We start from the raw sequence: 18066 nt of genomic DNA on the forward strand, positions 1-18066 counted from the left end.
TCGGCGTGGTCGGCAGGAGCCGCCCTCATCGGCTGATGAGCCAGCCGTCGGTGGTGCGCCGCACCCGCCCGAGCGCGTCGAGCGTGCCGAGCGCGCCGAGGGTGCGCGAGGGCTCGAGCCCGGCGCGCGCCGCGAGCTCGGCGACGCTGCGCGGCGTCCGCACGCTCATCGCGTCGAGCAGTCGGATCTCGACCTCGCGGAGTCCGGCGGCGGGCTGCGGGCCCGACGGCCCGCTCCGGCTCACCGTGCCGCTCCCGGCGCCGCTCGACGTGGCGGCGTCGCTCTGCAACGGGGCACCGGCGAGCCGCGCCTCACCCAGCGGCCCGAGCATCGTCTCGCCGCCCGGGCCGAGCAATTCCGCCGCCTCGGCGGCGTCGGTGACGCAGACGGCCTCCTGCTCGCGCAGCAGGCGATGGCAGCCTGCCGACGCCGGGCTCGTCACCGGTCCGGGCATGACGCCGACCGGCCGCCCGAGCGACGCTGCGTGATGCGCCGTGTTGAGGGCTCCCGAGCGCCACCCGGCCTCGACGACGAGCACCGCATCGCTCAGCGCGGCGATGACCCGGTTGCGGGCGAGGAACCGCCACTTCGTCGGCGCGGCGCCGCAGGGCAGCTCGGAGACCACCGCCCCGCGCTCGACGATCTCGCCGAGCAGCGCCGCGTGGCCCTGGGGGTAGAGCCGATCGGGCCCGCCGGCGAGCACGGCGACCGTCGCTCCCCCGCGCCGCAGTGCCGCACGGTGCGCCGCCCCGTCGATGCCGTACGCGCCGCCGGAGACGATCGTGCACCCCCGATCGACGAGTCCGGTCGCGGTCTCGAGCGCGAGCTGCTCGCCGTAGCCGGTCGCCGCGCGAGCCCCGACCACCGCGACGCCCGGCCGGGCGTCGACGAGTTGCGGATCGCCGCGCACCCAGAGCGCCAACGGCGCGTGCACGCCGAGGTCGTCGAGCCGGTCGGGCCAGCCGTCGTCGCCGGGGAGGAGCAGGCGGGCGCCGAGTCGTTCGGCCTGCTCGAGCGAACGCAGGAACGGGTCCGGCGCGAGACGCTGACGCCACCGCTCGAGCCCGTCCTCGACCGCCCGGCCACCCGGGTCGAGCGCGAGCTCCGGATGTGCACGGAGCAGCTCGCCCGCGGGGCGCTCGCCGCCGACGAACGCGGCGGCGGCGGGTGCGCCGAGCGACGCGACGAGGGCGCCGAGGGTGCCGTCGCCGGGCTCCGCGAGGACGCCCAGCAGCGCGCGCGACGCGGCCTCCGCCGGCGTCGGCACGCTCGATGCGTTCCCGCCCTCCACGCGCTCGGCCGCGGTGGGCGGCGCAGGCCGCATCGCCGCCACGAGCGGCTCGGCGCGGTGCAGCGCCGCGGCGACGTCGGCGCTCAGGCCGCCCACAGCGGGGCCCTTCGCAGCACGTTCGCTTGCCCGACGTGCTCGGCGTCGGGTACCTCGGCGCCGTCGAGGTCGGCGAGCGTCCAGGCGAGCCGCAGCACCTTGTCGTAGCCGCGCATGGTGAGCCCGCCGCGCTCGAGCGCCCGATCGATGGCGACGGTCGCCCGGCGTCCGCGGTGCATCGCGCCGGCTCCGCGGAGCCACGGCCCCGGCACCTCGGCGTTCGTGCGCCACGGCGTGCCGCGGTATCGCTCCGCGGCCACCTCCCGGGCACGCTCGACCCGACCGCGGGCCTCGGCGCTCGAGACGAGCCCGGCCGCACCCTCGCTCGTCGCCGTCGTCGTCAAGCGGGGCACCCACAGCTCGAGGTCGAGGCGGTCCCGCAGCGGGCCGGAGATGCGCGAGAGGTACCGTCGCTTCACGCTCGGCGCGCAGGTGCACGCCTCGCCCTTCGGCGACCACTGTCCGCAGGGGCAGGGATTGGCCGCCAGCACCAGCTGGAAACTCGCCGGGAACGAGGCGATCGCGCTCGCCCGGTGGATGGAGATCGACCGGGACTCGAGCGGTTGCCGGAGCACGTCGAGCACGGACGCCGGGAACTCCGGTGCCTCGTCGAGGAAGAGGACCCCGTGCGAGGCCCGGGCTGCGGCACCGGGCCGGATGAGCCGACCGCCGCCGCCGCCGATGATCGACGCCGCGCTCGCGGTGTGGTGCGGCGCCTCGAAGGGCGGCCGCGTCGAGAGCCCGCCGACCCCGAGCCCGGACAACGAGCGCAGGGACGCGACCTCGAGCGACTGGTCGAGGCCGAGGTCCGGGAGGATCCCGGGCAGGCGCGACGCCAGCATCGTCTTGCCGGCGCCGGGCGGCCCGTACAGGCCCAGATGGTGTCCGCCCGCCGCGGCGGCGATGAGCGCCGCGACCGCCTCGGGGTTGCCCACGACGTCGGCGAGGTCGCCGGGATGGGCGAGCGGCGGCTCCAGCTCGTGCGTGGCGGGAACCGGGTCGACGTCGGTCACCTCGACGTCGCCGCCGTGCCAGGCGACCGCCTCGGCGAGCGAGGCGACGCCGACCACCTCGATGCCGTCCACGAGCGCCGCCTCCGAGGCGTTCGCCGCGGGCACCATGACCCGCTGGACGCCGGCTCGCCGCGCGGCGAGCACCGCGGGCAGCACCCCGTCGGTCGGGCGCAGGCGGCCGTCCAAGCCGAGCTCGCCGAGGTGCACGAGCGAGCCCGCGGAGCCCGCGTCGAGGTGCTCGGCTGCGGCGAGACAGGCGATCGCGATCGCGAGGTCGAAGGCGGAGCCGTGCTTCGGAAAGGTGGCCGGCGAGAGGTTGACCGTGAGCCGGCGCGCCGGCAGTGGGCATCCGGAGTTGGCGGCGGCAGCCCGGACTCGCTCCCGCGACTCGCCGATCGCAGCGTCGGGCAGTCCGATCACGAGGAACGCCGGGAGCTGGCTGCCGAGGTCGGCCTCGACCTCGACGATGGATCCGCTGAGCCCGAGGAGCGCCACGGACCGGGTGCGTGCGACCGGCATCAGCCGATGCCCTCGAGGTGCTCGATGACCGCTGCTTCGCCCGGCCTCACCAGCACCGCGACCGCATCGATGCGCAGCGGCCCCGCCACCGCGCCCTTCGCCTCGCACCACATCGCGGCGAGGCGACGGAGCCGGGCGAGCTTCGTCGCCGTGATCGCCTCGAACGGATGGCCGAAGCGGTCGCCCGCCCGCGTCTTCACCTCGATGAACACGGTGCAGGCCCGGTGCGCGGCGACGACGTCGATCTCGCCGTGCCTGCACCGCCAGTTGCGTTCGATCAGCCGGAAGCCTCGCGCCTCCAGGTGCGCCGCGGCGAGATCTTCGCCGCGGCGTCCGAGTTCTGCGTTGTGGGACATCCGCACCACCTCCGCGACTCAGCGTCGCGGACGATCGGCGCGCGCACGGCGCGTCCGGGCGGTTCGGTGGAGAGGGCGCCGCTCACCGCGGCAGCCGCGGACGAGCGCGGACTACTCGTCGAGCGCGAGTTCCTTCGGCAGCTCGAACTCGCGCGCGGCGAGTTCCTCGATGTTGACGTCCTTGAAGGTCAGCACGCGCACGCTCTTCACGAAGCGATCGGCGCGGTAGACGTCCCAGACCCAGACGTCCTTCATCGTGAGCTCGAAGTAGAAGTCGTGCTCGGTGTCGCGGCGGACCAGCTCCACCTCGTTGGCGAGGTAGAAGCGGCGCTCGGTCTCGACCACGTACTGGAACTGCGACACGATGTCGCGGTACTCGCGGTACAGGGCCAGCTCGACCTCGCGGTCGTAGTCGTCGAACTCGTCTTCATCCATCGCTGATCATCCTACGCCGAGCTCGAAGAGCGCGGCGGCGGGTTCCGCCTCACGCGAACGATCGTGGAGCCAGGTGCGCCGATGCAGTTCGCTCGGCCCGTGCTCCGCGATGGCCTCGAAGTGCGCCCGCGAGGAGTAGCCCTTGTTCTCGTCCCAGCCGTAGACGGGCCAGTCGAGGTGCGCCGCCCGCATCGCGCGGTCGCGATGCACCTTCGCGATGACCGAGGCCGCCGACACCGAGGCGCAGTCGCGGTCGGCCTTGATGCGGGTGATGACCCGGGCGCGGTGCTCGATCGCCTGGCTCAGCCAGTCGTAGTTGCCGTCGAGCACGAGCGGCGAGCCGAACGGCACCTCGACGAGTTCCCGCACCGCGGCGAACGCGCGCGCCCCGGCCAGCCCGAGGCACGCCATGATGCCGAGCTCGTCGATCTCGGCCGCGCTCGCCTCCCCGACGGCGGAGGCGCGCACCCAGGCCGCGGCCCGCGGGGCGAGGAGCTCGCGCTTGGGCTCGGGGAGCAGCTTCGAGTCACGCAGTCCCGCCGGCATCCGCCGCATTCCCGCGTCGACGACGACGATCCCGACCGCGACCTGCCCGGCCAGCGCACCGCGCCCGACCTCGTCGCAGGCGACGACGATCTCGGCGCCGCGGGCGAACAGCTCCCGCTCGAATCGCATCGTGGGCGCGGCGGCGGCCATCAGCCCGTTCCCTCGTCGACACCGGCGAAGACCTCCGGGTAGTTGCCGAGCCATGCCCAGCGCGACAGCGGCCAGCTCACCACGAAGGCGCGCCCGACGACGTTGTCGACCGGGACGAAGCCCTTGAGCGGCGTGTCGCCGTTGTACCGGCTGTCCTTCGAGTTGTAGCGGTTGTCGCCCATCACCCAGAGCGAGCCCTCCGGGACCGTGACGTCGAAGTCGTCGCGGGAGACCCGGGTGTCGCCCGGCGGAAGCGCCACGTACGGCTCGTCGAGCGGAACGCCGTTGACGCTCATCTGCCCGAGCGCGTTGCAGCAGACCACGTGGTCGCCAGGGAGTCCGATGAGCCGCTTCACGAGGTGGTCGTTGGAATCGGGCGCGGAGAGACCGACGAAGGCGAGGAACCAGTCGACCGCGGCGACGAGCGGCGGCTGCTGCGGCTCCTCGCGGACGGGCAGCCAGCCGCCCGGGTCGCGGAAGACCACGACGTCGCCGCGCTCGAGCGGCACGACATCGGGCACGAGCTCGTTGACGATGATGCGGTCGTCGATCTCGAGCGTCTCCTGCATCGACTGCGACGGGATGAAGAACGAGCGGATCAGGAACGTCTTGATGAGGAAGGACACCAGCACCGCGACGATGAAGATGATCAGCAGATCGCGGAGGAACAGCAGCACCCCGCGCTTCCTGCCCGGCTTCTGCTGCCCGCGGTCATCGGTGGTCGCGGTGGACTGCGTCTCGTCTGTCATGGAACCCCGTGTCATTCGCTCGGAAAAACGCCGAGCTCCCCGTCCCAGTGTAGGGGCGGGGAGCTCGGACAGCTGCTTCGACGCGAGCGGTTCAGCTCTCGCGCTTCTCCTTGATCTTGGCCTTCTTGCCGCGGAGCTCGCGCAGGTAGTAGAGCTTCGCGCGACGGACGTCACCGCGGGTGACGACCTCGATCTTGTCGATGATCGGGGAGTGCACCGGGAACTTGCGCTCGACGCCGACCTGGAAGCTGATCTTGCGGACCGTGAAGGTCTCGCGGACGCCCTCGCCCGAGCGGCCGATGACGACGCCCTGGAAGACCTGGACGCGCGAGCGCGTGCCTTCGACGATGTTGACGTGCACCTTGACGGTGTCGCCCGGGCGGAAGTCGGGGATGTCCGACTTCAGGCTCGCGGCGTCGACGTGGTCGAGGATGTGCATGATGGTTCGCTCTCTGCGCCCGCCACCGGTCGAACGCGGATCAGAATTGGTAAGAGTGCGGTGCCGCCTCGCGCATGACGCGCATTGCAGGCTCCCCGGAGGCAGGGCCGAGCAGCGGCACAAGCGTCTATTCTGCCAGATCGCGGCGCCGCCCGCCAACACGGCCCGACGGCGGATGCGGCGAGGAGACGCTCAGCCTCAGTCGCGGACTTCGTGGACGACGATGACGTCGCCGTCGCCATCGTCGAACGGCGGCTTCTGCGGACCCGGCACCGGTCCCCCGCCCTGCGCGGCGGCCTGCCGCTCGAACTCCGCCATCGTGGCGCGCATCCGCCGGGAGCCGTCGGCGACGAGCTGCGACAGGGCGACCCAGAACGCCGCGACGGCGCCGATGATCGCGAGGACGCTGAACAGGGTGGCCGTGGCGCCGTAGAACCCGGTGCCGATGATCGCGAGATGCCAGGCGCCGAGGACGCCGACGTCGAGCCAGGAGGCGGCCCGCTGGGAGCGTGCGGTCGGCCGGGCGTTCACGAGGAGCGCCACGACCAGCAGCGTCAGGAAGGCGGCGGGCACCGTGATCACGAGGCCGAGGGTGCCCCAGCCGCCGGCGCCGAAGAAGGCCCAGCCGATGACGAGCCAGAGCGGCAGCGCGATCACCGCGACGAACTGCCAGCGGTAGAAGAGGCGCCTGAGGACCATGCCGACAGGCTAACCTCGGCGCGCTGTGAGCGCACCGGGTGTTCACTCAGGGCGGAGCCGGGAGACTGGACGGACGAGCCGCGCCCGCGGCATCCGCCAGAATGGTCTCGGAGAGGATGATCGTGATCGAACTGAGGACCCCCGCCGAGATCGAGGAGATGCGCCCGGCCGGGCGCTTCGTGGCCAGCGTGCTGCAGGCCACCTCCGCCGCGGCGAAGCCGGGCGTGAACCTGCTGGAGCTCGACGCCCTCGCGCACGAGATGATCCGCAAGGCCGGCGCCGAGAGCTGCTACATCGACTACCACCCCTCCTTCGGCGCGAGCCCGTTCGGCAAGGTCATCTGCACCTCGGTCAACGACGCGGTGCTGCACGGCCTCCCCCACGACTACGTGCTGCGCGACGGCGACCTGCTGAGCCTCGACTTCGCCGCCTCCGTGAACGGCTGGGTCTCGGACTCCGCGATCTCCGTCGTCGTCGGCACGCCCCGCGAGGCGGACCTCCGCCTCATCTCGACCACCGAGGAGGCCCTCGCCGCCGGCATCGACGCGGCGCGCGTCGGCAACCGGATCGGCGACATCTCCCGGGCGATCGGCGACGTCGCGAAGGCCTCCGGCTACCTCGTGAACACCGACTTCGGCGGCCACGGCGTCGGCCGCACCATGCACGGCGACCCGCATGTGCCGAACTCCGGCCGCCCCGGCCGCGGCATGCCGCTGAAGGCCGGCCTCGTGCTGGCGATCGAGCCGTGGTGGCTCGAGACGACCGACCGCATCTTCACCGACCCCGACGGCTGGACGCTGCGCAGCGCCGACGGCTCGCGCGGCGCGCACTCCGAGCACACGATCGCCATCACCGACGGCGACCCCATCGTGCTCACCGCCCGCGGCTGACGCGGGCCGCGCCCTACTCGGGCGGCAGCAGGTCCGGACGGACCGCGCGGGTGCGCTCGAGCTGCTGCTCGTGGCGCCACTCGGCGACGCGGCCGTGATTTCCGGAGAGCAGCACGGGCGGCACCTCCAGGCCCCGCCACTGCTGCGGCTTCGTGTAGCTCGGGTACTCGAGCAGGCCGTCCTCGTGGGACTCCTCGACGAGCGACTCCGGGTTGCCGACCACCCCCGGCACGAGCCGGCCGGCGGCCTCGATCATCGCCATGACGGCGACCTCGCCACCGTTCAGCACGTAGTCGCCGAGCGACACGAGCCGCACCCGCATGCGGGTGGCGTAGTGGTCGACGACGCGCTGGTCGATGCCCTCGTAGCGACCGCAGGCGAAGACGAGGTGCGACTCCGCGGCGAGCTCGCGGGCGAGCTGCTGCGTGAACGGCTCGCCGGCCGGCGACGGCACGACGAGGAGGGCGTCGGACGGGCCCTCGCCGACGATCGCGTCGAGGGCTTCGCCCCACGGCTCCGGCTTCATGACCATGCCGGCGCCACCGCCGTACGGTGTGTCGTCGACGGTGCGATGCCGATCGTGCGTGAAGTCGCGCAGATCGTGCGCGGCGACCTCGATGAGGCCGGACTGCCTGGCCTTGCCGAGCAGCGACAGGTCGAGCACATCGAAGAAGCTCGGGAAGATCGTGACGATGTCGATCCGGATGGCCCCGTCTCCTTCGTTAGTTCGCGTCGTCGCCGGCAGCGGATGCCTCGGCGTCGCCCTGCGCCGCCTCCGCCTCGTCCGGCAGCTCCTCGAAGAGCCCGGCGGGCGGCGTCACGGTGAGGGTGCCCGCCTCGAGGTCGACCTCGGGGACGATCGCGGCGACGAACGGCACCATGACCTCGCCCGACGCGGTCTTGACGATGAGCAGATCCTGCGCCGGCAGATGGTCGACGTGCGCGACCTCGCCGACGCGGACGCCGTCGCGCAGGACGGCGAGCCCGACGAGCTGGTGGTCGTACCAGGCGTCCGGTTCGGCGTCGGCGGACTCGGCGGCCTCATCGATGTCGACCCAGAGGATCGCCTTCACGAGCGTCTCGGCCGCGGTGCGGTCGTCGACGCCGTCGAAGAACCCGACCGGCTGCTGGTTGTACCAGCGGAGCTCCCGGAAGACCAGGTGCTTGCCGTGCCACGGGGACTCGGCAGGCACCTGGAGGGAGAACTCGGCTCCGGGGACGAACCGCCGCTCGGGGTCGTCGGTGTAGAGCTCGAGCTTGATGGCGCCCTTCAGCCCGTGGGCCTTGGTGAGGCGCCCGACCCGCAACTGCTGGGGGCGCTTGCCGCGCGCCACGTCAGGCGTCGGTGTCGACGACGTCGACGCGGACTCGACGACCGTCCGCGAGGGCGGTCACCACGGTGCGGAGCGCTTTGGCGGTGCGGCCGGCGCGTCCGATGACGCGGCCGAGGTCCTCGGGGTTCACATGAACCTCGAGGACCTCGCCGCGTGCGCTCGACGCGGAGACGACCTTCACCTCGTCGGGGTGTTCGACGATGCCCTTGACGAGGTGCTCGAGCGCGGACCTGAGCAAGACGTTACGCCTCGTCGGTCGCGGTCTCGTCGGCGGGGGCCTCGGTCTCGGCGGCCTCGGGGGCCTCCTCGACCTTGGCCGGCTTCTCCGCCTTGGGCTTCAGCACCGGCTTCTTCTTGTCGTCGGCCACGAAGGCCTCCTTCGCCGCGGCGACCTTGACGGTCGAGACGGCGTCCTTGTCGCCCTTGAAGCGACCCCAGTCGCCGGTGAGCTTGAGGATGGCCCGGACCTGCTCGGTCGGCTGCGCGCCGACGGAGAGCCAGTACTGGGCGCGCTCCGAGTCGACCTCGATGAACGAGGGCTCCTCGGTGGGGTGGTACTTGCCGATCTCCTCGATCACACGACCGTCGCGCTTGGTGCGCGAGTCGGCGACGACGATGCGGTAGTACGGGGCACGGATCTTGCCGAGCCGCTTGAGACGGATCTTGACAGCCACGATTCTCCTGGAAGATGTAACGAGAGTTGAACCGATCGCCTGGAGCGTGGGGTGCACACCCGGCGGAAGCTCGAAATGGGCGGACCACGGCCTGATAGAGGGTCGGGCGGCGGTCCAACCGCCTATTCTGCCAGATCCGGACGGCCGCCGCGAACCAGGGCGGCTCCGTGTCGCCCGCCCGAGCGCCCGGGCCGACGCGCCGCCCGTCATCGGGCGTCGTACGGGTGGGGTCGGGCACCGCCCGTGTCATGATGGGCCGCACGGCATCCGTCCCGAGAAAGGCCGCCCATGCCCATCGAGTTCGCCGACTCCCCCCGTTCGACCGTCGGCCTCGAGTGGGAGATCGCCATCGTCGATCGAGAGACGGGCGAGCTCGCCTCGGTGGCCGACCGGGCGCTGCAGCTGCTCGACTCGATCAGCCCCGGCGGTCAGCACCCCTTCATCACCTCGGAGCTCCTGACGAACACGGTCGAGCTCGTGAGCAGCGTGCACGCGACCGTGGCCGCGGCGGTCGCCGATCTCGAGGGCCAGCTCGCCGAGGTGCGCGCGGTCGTCGAGGAGCTCGGCGACTACGAGCTGATCTGCAGCGGCTCCCACCCCTTCAGCCAGTGGTACGACCAGCAGCTGACCGACAAGCCGAGGTACCACAAGCTCATCGAGCGCACCCGCTGGTGGGGCCGCAACATGATGATCTGGGGCGTGCACGTGCACGTCGGCATCGAGGATCGGGACAAGGCCCTGCCGATCCTCGACGGCCTGCTCACCTTCCTCCCGCATCTGCAGGCGCTCAGCGCGTCGAGTCCGTTCTGGGCCGGCGTCGACACGGGCTACGCCTCGAACCGGGCCCTCATGTTCCAGCAGCTGCCGACGGCCGGCCTCCCCTATCCGTTGGCCGACTGGGCCGCCTACGAGCGCTACGTCGAGGACCTCCGGCGCACCGGGGTCATCGAGGATCACAGCGAGGTGCGCTGGGACATCCGCCCCTCCCCGCGCTGGGGCACGGTCGAGGTGCGGGTCTGCGACGGCGTCTCGACCGCCAGGGAGCTCGGCGCCATCGGGGCGCTCGTGCAGTGCCTCGTCGAGTGGATGAGCACTCGCCTCGACCACGGCGAGCCGCTGACGGTGCTGCAGCCCTGGTACACGCGCGAGAACAAGTGGCGCGCCGCCCGCTACGGCCTGCAGGCCGTGGTGATCACGGACGCCTCAGGCACGGAGCGCCCCGTCGCGGACGACCTGCTCGAGCTCGTCGAGCGTCTCTCCCCCGTCGCCGAGCGGCTCGGGTGCAGCGCCGAGCTCGCCGAGGTGGCGCGCATGGTCGCCGAGGGCGCGAGCGCCCAGCGTCAGCTGCACGTCGCCGAGGCCAGCGACGGCGACCTCAAGGCCGTCGTCGCGCACCTCGCCCACGAGCTGCGCTCGGGGATGGACGCGTCCGGGCGCTGAACCGGTGCTCAGCGGCCGCCGAGCAGCTTCTGGAAGTTCGCCAGGTCGTCGGCAGAGGGCGTCGGCGCCTTCGCGCCGCCGAGCCCGAAGCCCGCGCCCTTCGACGCCTCGGCGTTCCCGGCGACCGGGCGCCCCTCGGCGATGGCCTGGTTCTCGGCGGCCCGCTTGGCGGGGTTGCCCGAGCGCGAGCCGCCCGACTTCTTTTTGTTCTTGGCCGCCTGGCGCTTGCCGCCGCCGTAGCCGCCCGCGCCGGGGATCGGCCCCATGCCGGGGATCTGCGGCACGCCGCCGCGCGCGACCGTCTTCATCATCTTCGCGGCCTGCTCGAAGCGCTGCACGAGCTGGTTCACGTCGGTCACCGTCATGCCGGCGCCCTTCGCGATGCGGAGGCGGCGCGAGCCGTTCAGGAGCTTCGTGTTCTTGCGCTCCGCCGGCGTCATCGACTGGATGATCGCCTCGGTGCGCACGATCTCGCGCTCGTCGAAGTTCTCGAGCTGCTGCTTCATGCCGCCGGCGCCCGGGAGCATGCCGAGCATCTTCTTGATGGAGCCGGCCCCGCGGAGCTGCTGCATCTGCTTCAGGAAGTCCTCGAGCGTGAACTGCTCGCTCGCGAGCTTCTCGGCGACCTTCATCGCCTCTTCTTCGTCGAAGGCCTGCTGCGCCTGCTCGATGAGGGTGAGGATGTCGCCGAGGTCGAGGATGCGGCTCGCCATGCGGTCGGGGTGGAACGGCTCGAAGTCGTCGAGCCCCTCACCGGTGGAGGCGAAGATGATCGGCCGACCGGTCACCGAGGCGACCGAGAGCGCGGCGCCGCCGCGCGCGTCGCCGTCGAGCTTGGAGAGCACGACGCCGGTGAAGTCGACGCCGTCCTGGAACGCCTTCGCGGTGGCGACCGCGTCCTGACCGATCATCGCGTCGATGACGAACAGCACCTCGTCGGGGTTCGTCGCCTTGCGGATGTTCGAGGCCTGCTTCATGAGCTCGGCGTCGACGCCGAGGCGGCCGGCGGTGTCGATGATGACCACGTCGTGCTGCGCGCGGGTGGCGTGCGCGACGCCGTCCTTCGCGACCTTGACCGGGTCGCCGACCCCGTTGCCGGGCTCGGGCGCGTAGACGGGCACGCCCGCCTGGCCGCCGACGACCTGGAGCTGGTTCACGGCGTTCGGGCGTTGGAGGTCGCTCGCGACGAGGATCGGGGTGTGCCCCTCCTTCACGAGGTGCTTCGCGAGCTTGCCCGCGAGCGTGGTCTTGCCCGCCCCCTGGAGGCCGGCGAGCATGATGACCGTCGGCGGGTTCTTCGCGAACTGGAGGCGCCGCTGCTGACCGCCGAGGATGCCGACAAGCTCCTCGTTCACGATCTGGACGACCTGCTGCGCGGGGTTCAGCGCCTTGTTGACCTCGTCGCCGAGCGCCCGCTCGCGCACGCGAGCGGTGAACTGCTTGACGACGTCGAGCGAGACGTCGGCGTCGAGCAGCGCCCGACGGATCTCCCGAACGGTGCCGTCGACGTCGGAGGCCGACAGCTTGCCCTTCGTGCGGAGGTGCTTGAAGGTGTCGGCGAGGCGGTCAGACAGGGTTCCGAAGGTAGCCATAACAGGCCGATTCTATCGGGATGCCCTGAGGCTCGCGGGCCGGTGGCGCGGTGCGGCCGTCTCAGCCCTCGAAACGGACGTCGACGATCTCGCGAGCGACGTCGATGACGGCGACGAGCCGCTCATCGGTTTCGTCGGGAGCGAGACCGTACTCGAACTCGGCGAACGGCTCGCCGTCGCCATCGGCCTCCGGGCGGAGATCGACCCGCACGAGGCTCAGCGAGCGCAGCGCGTCGACCTGGCGGTCGCCGGACTCGCGGCCGATCGCGGCCTCGATGTCCTCCGCCTGCTCGAGGTCGGCGTCGAGCAGGGTGTCGAGGAACCGCACCACGGGCGAGGAGGACGAGTCGAGCTGGCCGACGAACGCACCGCGCAGCTCGTCGTCGACGAGCTCGAGCTCGCCGACGAGCGTGGCCGCCGCATCGAGGGCCGCCGTCGAGGCGGACTCGCCCTCGGCATCCAGGACGACCTCGACCCGCTGGTCGGCGTACTCGACGTCTTCCGACCAGTAATCTCCGACGACGCCGAAGTAGTCGTGCTCGGTGGCCATGTCGCGCCCCTCTTCTCTGCCTGCTCTGCTGCGCTTATCCGACGAGCTTCTGCGCGAAGACGTGCGGGGTGAATCCGGTCAGGTCGGCGATGCCCTCGCCCTGCCCGATGAGCTTGATCGGCAGGCCGGTCTTCTCCTGCACCGCGAGCACGAAGCCCCCCTTGGCGCTGCCGTCGAGCTTCGTCAGGACGAGCCCCGTGACCCCGCCGTGCTCGATGAACGCCTCGGCCTGCGCGAGCCCGTTCTGCCCGGTCGTGGCGTCGAGCACCAGCAGCACCTCGCTGATCGGCGCCTGCTTCTCGACGACGCGCCGGATCTTACCGAGCTCGTCCATGAGCCCGCCCTTCGTGTGCAGCCGGCCCGCGGTGTCGATGACGACGATCTCGGTGCCATCGCGCTTGGCCTGCTCGACGGTCTGGAACGCGACGGATGCCGGGTCCTGCCCCTCGCGCTCCGGGCGGACGATGCCGACGCCGGCGCGCTCGGCCCAGGTCGCGAGCTGGTCGACGGCCGCCGCGCGGAAGGTGTCGGCGGCGCCCACCACGACGCTGCGGTCGTAGCTGCGGAGGAAGCGGGCGAACTTGCCGATGGTGGTCGTCTTGCCGACGCCGTTGACGCCGACGACGAGGACGACCGCCGGTCGCTCGGTGAGCCGGAGGGTCGGGTCGTACTTCGCGAGGCGCTCCTCGACGACCTCGCGGAGCATCCGCTGGACATCGCGCGGATCGGTCGTGCGGTAGCGCTCGACCTGCGACTTGATCTGCTCGACGATCTCCTCGGTCACGCCCGGGCCGAAGTCCGCGGTGATGAGCGCCGCCTCGAGGTCGTCCCAGGTGTCGTCGTCGATCGTCTTCGCACCGAAGATGCCTCGGAGCGCCGAACCGAGCGACCAGGATGCGCGTTCTGCCATGCTTCGAGCTTATTCGTTCAGCGACGCCCGGCGGCGCACGCGCGGCGTCCGCTCAGGGCACCACCGCGATAGCGGAGAGCTCGTTGAGCCCGTCGAGCACGGCCTCGGGGTCCTGCCCCGTGCAGTCGATCGTGAGGGTGAAGCCGAGGCCGGGCTGCACGAGCGCACGGCCCGCGACGACCCACTGGACCGTGCCGTCGTCGCCGACGACGTAGCGGGTGGCGACGTCGTCGTTGCCCGGCACGCCGAGCGCGAAGCCGCCGTCGACGGCGACCTCGCCGACCTCGTCCGCCGTGGCGCCGAACACCACGGCGAGCATCTCGTCCGTGGCGATCCGGTCGTCGCCCGAGCTCGTGTCCACGTCGCCGATGAAGCCCTGCCGGTAGGCGGCCGTGCACGCCCCGTCGGCCGAGGTGTAGCCCCAGTTGCCGTTGCCGTCGTCCGGGCTCGTGAGCGTCCAGCCGTCGTCGAACATGAGCCCGTCGGCCCACTCGGCGGTCGAAGCGGAGGTGAGCAGCGCGCCGTCCTCGAAGGAGAGCCCGTCGAGCTCGGCGCCGTCGGTCTCGACGATCGGGTCGTCGCCCTCGCTCGTGCCGCCGCCGTCGATGCGCTGGGCGTTCGTCACGTCGATCGGGAAGCAGCCGCCGAGTGCGAGCGGCGCCGCGACGGCGGCGACGATCGCGAGGGCGCGGAGCGCGGAACGAGGTGCGGTGCTGACGGTGCTCATGCGGCCAGCCTAGCCATCCGCCGGGATGCGGCAATGGGGAGCGCTCCCCGTCGCAGCCTGCCGTTCAGCTCGCCGCGCGCTCCTCGCGGACGCGCTGCCCGACGACGGCGGAGACGCCGTCCTGACGCATCGAGACGCCGTAGAGGGCGTCGGCGATCTCCATCGTGCGCTTCTGGTGCGTGATGACGATGAGCTGGGATGCTTCGCGGAGCGATTCGAAGGTGGTCAGCAGCCGGCCGAGGTTCGCATCGTCGAGGGCCGCCTCGACCTCGTCCATGATGTAGAACGGGCTGGGACGCGCCTTGAAGATCGCCATCAGCAGCGCGACCGCGGCGAGCGAGCGCTCACCGCCGGACAGCAGCGAGAGGCGCTCGATCTTCTTGCCGGCCGGCTTCACGCTGACCTCGATGCCGGTGCTCAGCAGGTCGTCGGGGTTCGTCAGGAAGATGCTGCCGGTGCCGCCGGGGAAGAGCACCGGGAAGACCTCGGCGAACGCGTCCCTGGTGTCCTCGAAGGCGGCCCGGAAGATCGCCTCCATCTTGCCGTCGATCTCCTCGATGATCGTCAGCAGGTCCTTCCGGGTGTTCGCGAGGTCGGTGAGCTGCTCGGTGAGGAACTGGTGGCGCTGCTCGAGCGCCGCGAACTCCTCGAGCGCGAGCGGGTTCACCCGGCCGAGCTGGGCGAGCTTCCGCTCCGCCTGCGCGAGCCGCCGCTGCTGGACGTCGCGGGAGTACGGCGTCGCCTCGCCGTCCTCAGTGTCCGGGGGCACCTCCTGCTCGGGGCCGTACTCGGCGACGAGGACCTCCTCGGTGAGGCCGAGCTCGGACTCGGCGCGCTCGGCGAGCGAGGCCGCGTGCAGCTTCTTCTCGTAGATCCGCAGCTCGAGGCCGTGCACGTCCTCGGTGACCGACTGCAGGCGCTCGCGCACCTGAGCCTCCTCGCGGCGCACGGCCTGCAGCTGCTCGTTGCGGCTGGCCCGCTCGGCCTCGGCCCGGCCGAGCGCGACGCGCGCCTCGGCCACGGAGGCGTCGACGGACGCGAGCACCGCGGGCAGCGCCTCGGCGACCCGGCTCGCCGCCTCGAGCTGTGCCCGGCGGATGACGGCGCGGCGAGCGGCCTCGACGGCCTGCTGCTGCTCGGTGTCGAACTGCCGCTCGAGCTGGGCGATGCGCGCCTCCTCGGAGCGCACCCGCTCTCGGATCGTCTCCAGTGCGAGCTTGGCCTCGACCTCCCGCTCCCGCGCGGCGTCGAGCGCCGCCACCGCGCCGTCCCGCATCGAGGCGTCGAGCACGGGCCGCGGCACCGCCCGCGCGGCCTCGTACGCCGCCTTGCCGGCCTCGGCGGCGGCCTCGGCCTCGCCGACGCGACCCTCGGCGCTCGCGGCCGCCTGCCGCAGCCGCTCGAGCTCGGCATCGGCCGCTTCGAGCTGAACCCGGGCCCGGTTCAACCGTTCGGTGCGCTGGGCGAGCTGAGCGTCGAACTCGCGGAGCGCGGTGAGCGCCTGCTTGGAGACCTGCTTCGCCTGCTCGTGCGTCGTCCGCTCCTCGGCGAGGGCGGTGCGGCTGCGCTCGAGTGCGCCGCGCAGCTCGTCGAGGGCGTTCTGAGCTTCGTCGCGCTCGGCGACGAGCTCGATGCGACTCTGTTTGCGACCTGAGCCCCCGCGCAGCACGAAGCGGCCGACGACGGTTCCGTCGCGGGTGATGACCGTCACCGGACGATCGAGCGTCGCGAGGGCGGGCTCCGCGGCGCGGACCGCGTCGAGGTCGTCGGCCACGAGCACCTCCGCGAGCAGCGCGCGCACGCCCGACGGCGCCGTGACGACCTCGGCGGCCGGCGTGAGCCCCGGCACCTCGGGCGCCGCAGCGGCGGCCGGAACGCCGCCCGCGTCGGCGAGGGTGATCGACACGCGGCCGAGATCGCCGTCCGCCGCGGCGGCGACGGCGCGGAACGCGGCATCCCGGTCGTCCACCAGCACCGAGTCGGCGAGCGAGCCCAGCGCCGCGGCGATCGCGGCCTCGAAGCCGGGCCGCACCTGCATGCCCTCGGCGAGCAGCCCTCGCACACCGGGAACGCCGGCGGCCACGAGGGCGGCCGAGCCGTCGCGCTGATCGAGGGCGAGGGAGAGCGCCTGCGTGCGCGCCTGCAGGGCGCCCTGCTCGCGCTCGAGCCCGTGCAGCTCCTCGCGGAGGCGCTCGATCTCGGCTTCGGACTCGAACACGGCCGCCTGGGCGAGCTCGTACGCCTCATCGAGGTCGGTCTCGCCGGCGTCGTCGCTCGCGGCCTGCTGCTCGGCCTCGGCGAGCGCGGCGGCGGCCGCAGTGCGTCGGGCGTCGGCCGCCTCGAGGGCGTTGCCGTGCCTGAGGACCTCGCCGCGGGCGGAGGCGAGCTTCGACGCGGCCGCGTCGGCCTGGCCGGCGAGCTTGGAGAGCTCGAGATCGTAGGCGGAGACGAGGGCGCTCTGTTTCGCGATCTCGGCGTCGACCTCGTCGAGCGCGGCGCGGGCGACGCCCGTGGCCTCGTGGGCGAGATCGAGTTCGGCGGCGGCGGCGCCGATGCCGTCGCGGAGCGCCTCGAGGGCGTCGGTCGCCTGCACGATGTCCTGGCGGCTGACCGTCGGCACCGCGTCCTGGGTCTCGCCCTGACCGCCGAGCAGGGCGATGCGCTGCCTGGCGAGCGTGTCGACGGCGCGCAGCGCGCTCTGCGCCTGTTCGAGCTCGAAGCCGAGCGAGCGCGCCCGGTCGACCTCGTCGCCCTCGAAGGTCTGCTCGAGCGCGGCGACCCGGGCCTGGTGCTGCTCGAGCTTCTCCTGCAGGACGAGCCGCTCGGCGTGGCGCTCGTGCTCGCTGCGGCCGTGCTCCTCGAGCGCCCGGCGGAGGCCGGTGAGCTCGTCGGCGAGCAGGCGCGCCTTGGCGTCGCGGACGACGGCGGCGATGCCGGCGGCCTCGCGCGCGACCTCGGCCTGGCGCCCGAGCGGTTTCAGCTGCCGGCGGATCTCGCCCGCGAGGTCGGAGAGCCTGGTGAGGTTGGTCTGCATCGCCTCGAGCTTGCGGAGGGTCTTCTCCTTCCGGCGGCGGTGCTTCAGGATGCCGGCCGCCTCCTCGATGAAGCCGCGGCGGTCCTCCGGGCTGGCGTGCAGCACGGAGTCGAGTCGCCCCTGGCCGACGATGACGTGCATCTCGCGGCCGAGTCCCGAGTCGCTCAGCAGTTCCTGCACGTCGAGGAGTCGGCACTGCTCGCCGTTGATGGCGTACTCCGACTGCCCGCTGCGGAACAGGGTGCGCGAGATCGTGACCTCGCTGTATTCGATCGGCAGGGCGCCGTCGGCGTTGTCGATCGTGAGGCTCACCTCGGCGCGGCCGAGCGGGCCGCGGGTCGAGGTGCCGGCGAAGATGACGTCTTCCATCTTGCCGCCGCGGAGGGTCTTGGCCCCCTGCTCCCCCATCACCCAGGCCAGGGCGTCGACGACGTTGGACTTGCCCGAACCGTTCGGCCCGACGATGCAGGTCACCCCCGGCTCGAACGCGAAGCTCGTGGGCTGGGCGAAGGACTTGAAGCCTTTGAGCGTGAGGCTCTTGAGGTACACGTCCCACCTTCCTGCTCCGGGCGCTGCGGACTACCGTAGCCGAGTTCTCCCCCGCTGGCGCGGCGGAGCGCCG

At 72.4% G+C, this 18066-nt stretch carries 19 protein-coding genes; 2 read left to right on the plus strand and 17 right to left on the minus strand.

All coding sequences use genetic code 11. The features are described from left to right. Positions 1–25 precede the first annotated feature (25 nt). The 8 genes from dprA to ACFWE1_RS01335 form a co-directional block, all read right to left on the minus strand. Entirely contained in the window at positions 26–1387 is a 1362-nt protein-coding gene (gene dprA, locus ACFWE1_RS01300; protein WP_376931756.1) for a DNA-processing protein DprA, read from the minus strand. After that, positions 1375–2919 carry a YifB family Mg chelatase-like AAA ATPase gene (locus tag ACFWE1_RS01305; RefSeq protein ID WP_376931757.1) on the minus strand — a complete coding sequence of 515 codons (1545 nt, stop codon included), beginning with the start codon at positions 2917–2919 and terminating at the stop codon, positions 1375–1377. Before ACFWE1_RS01305 ends, dprA begins: the two co-directional genes overlap by 13 nt. Then, complete coding sequence (locus tag ACFWE1_RS01310) at positions 2919–3275, minus strand: YraN family protein (RefSeq protein ID WP_376931758.1); 357 nt, start codon at positions 3273–3275, stop codon at positions 2919–2921. Before ACFWE1_RS01310 ends, ACFWE1_RS01305 begins: the two co-directional genes overlap by 1 nt. Before the next feature lie 111 nt (positions 3276–3386). Next, positions 3387–3710 (minus strand): DUF2469 family protein, encoded by a 324-nt coding sequence (locus tag ACFWE1_RS01315; RefSeq protein WP_243568131.1) that lies wholly within the window; start codon positions 3708–3710, stop codon positions 3387–3389. A 6-nt stretch (positions 3711–3716) separates the two neighbouring features. Beyond that, on the minus strand, positions 3717–4406 hold the full coding sequence (locus ACFWE1_RS01320) for a ribonuclease HII (protein ID WP_376931759.1): 690 nt from the start codon (positions 4404–4406) through the stop codon (positions 3717–3719). Continuing rightward, on the minus strand, positions 4406–5155 hold the full coding sequence (gene lepB, locus ACFWE1_RS01325; RefSeq protein WP_376931760.1) for a signal peptidase I: 750 nt from the start codon (positions 5153–5155) through the stop codon (positions 4406–4408). Before lepB ends, ACFWE1_RS01320 begins: the two co-directional genes overlap by 1 nt. 91 nt (positions 5156–5246) lie before the next feature. Then, positions 5247–5594, minus strand: a complete 348-nt coding sequence (gene rplS / locus ACFWE1_RS01330) for a 50S ribosomal protein L19 (RefSeq protein ID WP_189084790.1) — start codon at positions 5592–5594, stop codon at positions 5247–5249. 198 nt (positions 5595–5792) lie between these two features. Continuing rightward, positions 5793–6293 (minus strand): hypothetical protein, encoded by a 501-nt coding sequence (locus ACFWE1_RS01335; RefSeq protein ID WP_376931761.1) that lies wholly within the window; start codon positions 6291–6293, stop codon positions 5793–5795. Between the two features lie 122 nt (positions 6294–6415). On the opposite strand from ACFWE1_RS01335, the gene map reads away from it, so the two are divergent. Further along, complete coding sequence (gene map / locus ACFWE1_RS01340; RefSeq protein WP_243568126.1) at positions 6416–7183, plus strand: type I methionyl aminopeptidase; 768 nt, start codon at positions 6416–6418, stop codon at positions 7181–7183. Between the two features lie 13 nt (positions 7184–7196). Here the strand turns inward: map and trmD are convergent, their stop codons facing one another. Genes trmD through rpsP form a run of 4 tightly spaced genes read right to left on the minus strand, consistent with a single transcriptional unit; the run spans position 7197 to position 9191 of the window. Next, positions 7197–7889 (minus strand): tRNA (guanosine(37)-N1)-methyltransferase TrmD, encoded by a 693-nt coding sequence (gene trmD, locus ACFWE1_RS01345; RefSeq protein WP_189085143.1) that lies wholly within the window; start codon positions 7887–7889, stop codon positions 7197–7199. Between the two features lie 16 nt (positions 7890–7905). Continuing rightward, positions 7906–8517 carry a ribosome maturation factor RimM gene (rimM, locus tag ACFWE1_RS01350; RefSeq protein WP_376931762.1) on the minus strand — a complete coding sequence of 204 codons (612 nt, stop codon included), beginning with the start codon at positions 8515–8517 and terminating at the stop codon, positions 7906–7908. 1 nt (position 8518) lies between these two features. Next, positions 8519–8755 (minus strand): RNA-binding protein, encoded by a 237-nt coding sequence (locus ACFWE1_RS01355; protein WP_189084786.1) that lies wholly within the window; start codon positions 8753–8755, stop codon positions 8519–8521. A gap of 4 nt (positions 8756–8759) precedes the next feature. Next, the gene (gene rpsP / locus ACFWE1_RS01360) at positions 8760–9191 is read right to left on the minus strand and encodes a 30S ribosomal protein S16 (protein ID WP_376931763.1); all 432 of its coding nucleotides are present in this window, start codon (positions 9189–9191) and stop codon (positions 8760–8762) included. Positions 9192–9479: 288 nt separating this feature from the next. Here rpsP and ACFWE1_RS01365 point away from each other — a divergent pair, with 288 nt between their 5' ends. After that, on the plus strand, positions 9480–10631 hold the full coding sequence (locus ACFWE1_RS01365; protein WP_376931764.1) for a glutamate--cysteine ligase: 1152 nt from the start codon (positions 9480–9482) through the stop codon (positions 10629–10631). 8 nt (positions 10632–10639) lie between these two features. On the opposite strand, the gene ffh is transcribed toward ACFWE1_RS01365, so the two are convergent. The 5 genes from ffh to smc form a co-directional block, all read right to left on the minus strand. After that, positions 10640–12223 carry a signal recognition particle protein gene (gene ffh, locus ACFWE1_RS01370; RefSeq protein ID WP_376931765.1) on the minus strand — a complete coding sequence of 528 codons (1584 nt, stop codon included), beginning with the start codon at positions 12221–12223 and terminating at the stop codon, positions 10640–10642. A 61-nt stretch (positions 12224–12284) separates the two neighbouring features. Then, positions 12285–12773: a hypothetical protein gene (locus ACFWE1_RS01375; RefSeq protein ID WP_376931766.1), complete on the minus strand. Its 489-nt coding sequence runs from the start codon at positions 12771–12773 to the stop codon at positions 12285–12287. 34 nt (positions 12774–12807) lie between these two features. After that, positions 12808–13683, minus strand: coding sequence for a signal recognition particle-docking protein FtsY (gene ftsY, locus ACFWE1_RS01380; RefSeq protein WP_376931767.1), 876 nt, complete (start codon positions 13681–13683; stop codon positions 12808–12810). A 52-nt stretch (positions 13684–13735) separates the two neighbouring features. After that, positions 13736–14410 carry a hypothetical protein gene (locus tag ACFWE1_RS01385; protein ID WP_376931768.1) on the minus strand — a complete coding sequence of 225 codons (675 nt, stop codon included), beginning with the start codon at positions 14408–14410 and terminating at the stop codon, positions 13736–13738. 64 nt (positions 14411–14474) lie between these two features. Further along, on the minus strand, positions 14475–17993 hold the full coding sequence (gene smc / locus ACFWE1_RS01390; protein WP_376931769.1) for a chromosome segregation protein SMC: 3519 nt from the start codon (positions 17991–17993) through the stop codon (positions 14475–14477). Between the last annotated feature and the right edge of the window lie 73 nt (positions 17994–18066).

Origin of the sequence: Agromyces sp. NPDC060279, from assembly GCF_042726785.1 — a bacterium.
Lineage (GTDB): Bacteria > Actinomycetota > Actinomycetes > Actinomycetales > Microbacteriaceae > Agromyces.

Excerpts from the sequence above, each read along its gene's own strand:
- ACFWE1_RS01335 (WP_376931761.1), bottom strand. The coding sequence starts at position 6,293 with ATGGTCCTCAGGCGCCTCTTCTACCGCTGGCAGTTCGTCGCGGTGATC.
- rplS (WP_189084790.1), bottom strand. The coding sequence starts at position 5,594 with ATGCACATCCTCGACCACGTCGACGCCGCGAGCCTGAAGTCGGACATC.
- ACFWE1_RS01315 (WP_243568131.1), bottom strand. The coding sequence starts at position 3,710 with ATGGATGAAGACGAGTTCGACGACTACGACCGCGAGGTCGAGCTGGCC.
- ACFWE1_RS01305 (WP_376931757.1), bottom strand. The coding sequence starts at position 2,919 with ATGCCGGTCGCACGCACCCGGTCCGTGGCGCTCCTCGGGCTCAGCGGA.
- ACFWE1_RS01375 (WP_376931766.1), bottom strand. The coding sequence starts at position 12,773 with ATGGCCACCGAGCACGACTACTTCGGCGTCGTCGGAGATTACTGGTCG.
- lepB (WP_376931760.1), bottom strand. The coding sequence starts at position 5,155 with ATGACAGACGAGACGCAGTCCACCGCGACCACCGATGACCGCGGGCAG.
- ffh (WP_376931765.1), bottom strand. The coding sequence starts at position 12,223 with ATGGCTACCTTCGGAACCCTGTCTGACCGCCTCGCCGACACCTTCAAG.
- ACFWE1_RS01365 (WP_376931764.1), top strand. The coding sequence starts at position 9,480 with ATGCCCATCGAGTTCGCCGACTCCCCCCGTTCGACCGTCGGCCTCGAG.
- ftsY (WP_376931767.1), bottom strand. The coding sequence starts at position 13,683 with ATGGCAGAACGCGCATCCTGGTCGCTCGGTTCGGCGCTCCGAGGCATC.
- ACFWE1_RS01385 (WP_376931768.1), bottom strand. The coding sequence starts at position 14,410 with ATGAGCACCGTCAGCACCGCACCTCGTTCCGCGCTCCGCGCCCTCGCG.
- ACFWE1_RS01320 (WP_376931759.1), bottom strand. The coding sequence starts at position 4,406 with ATGGCCGCCGCCGCGCCCACGATGCGATTCGAGCGGGAGCTGTTCGCC.
- ACFWE1_RS01310 (WP_376931758.1), bottom strand. The coding sequence starts at position 3,275 with ATGTCCCACAACGCAGAACTCGGACGCCGCGGCGAAGATCTCGCCGCG.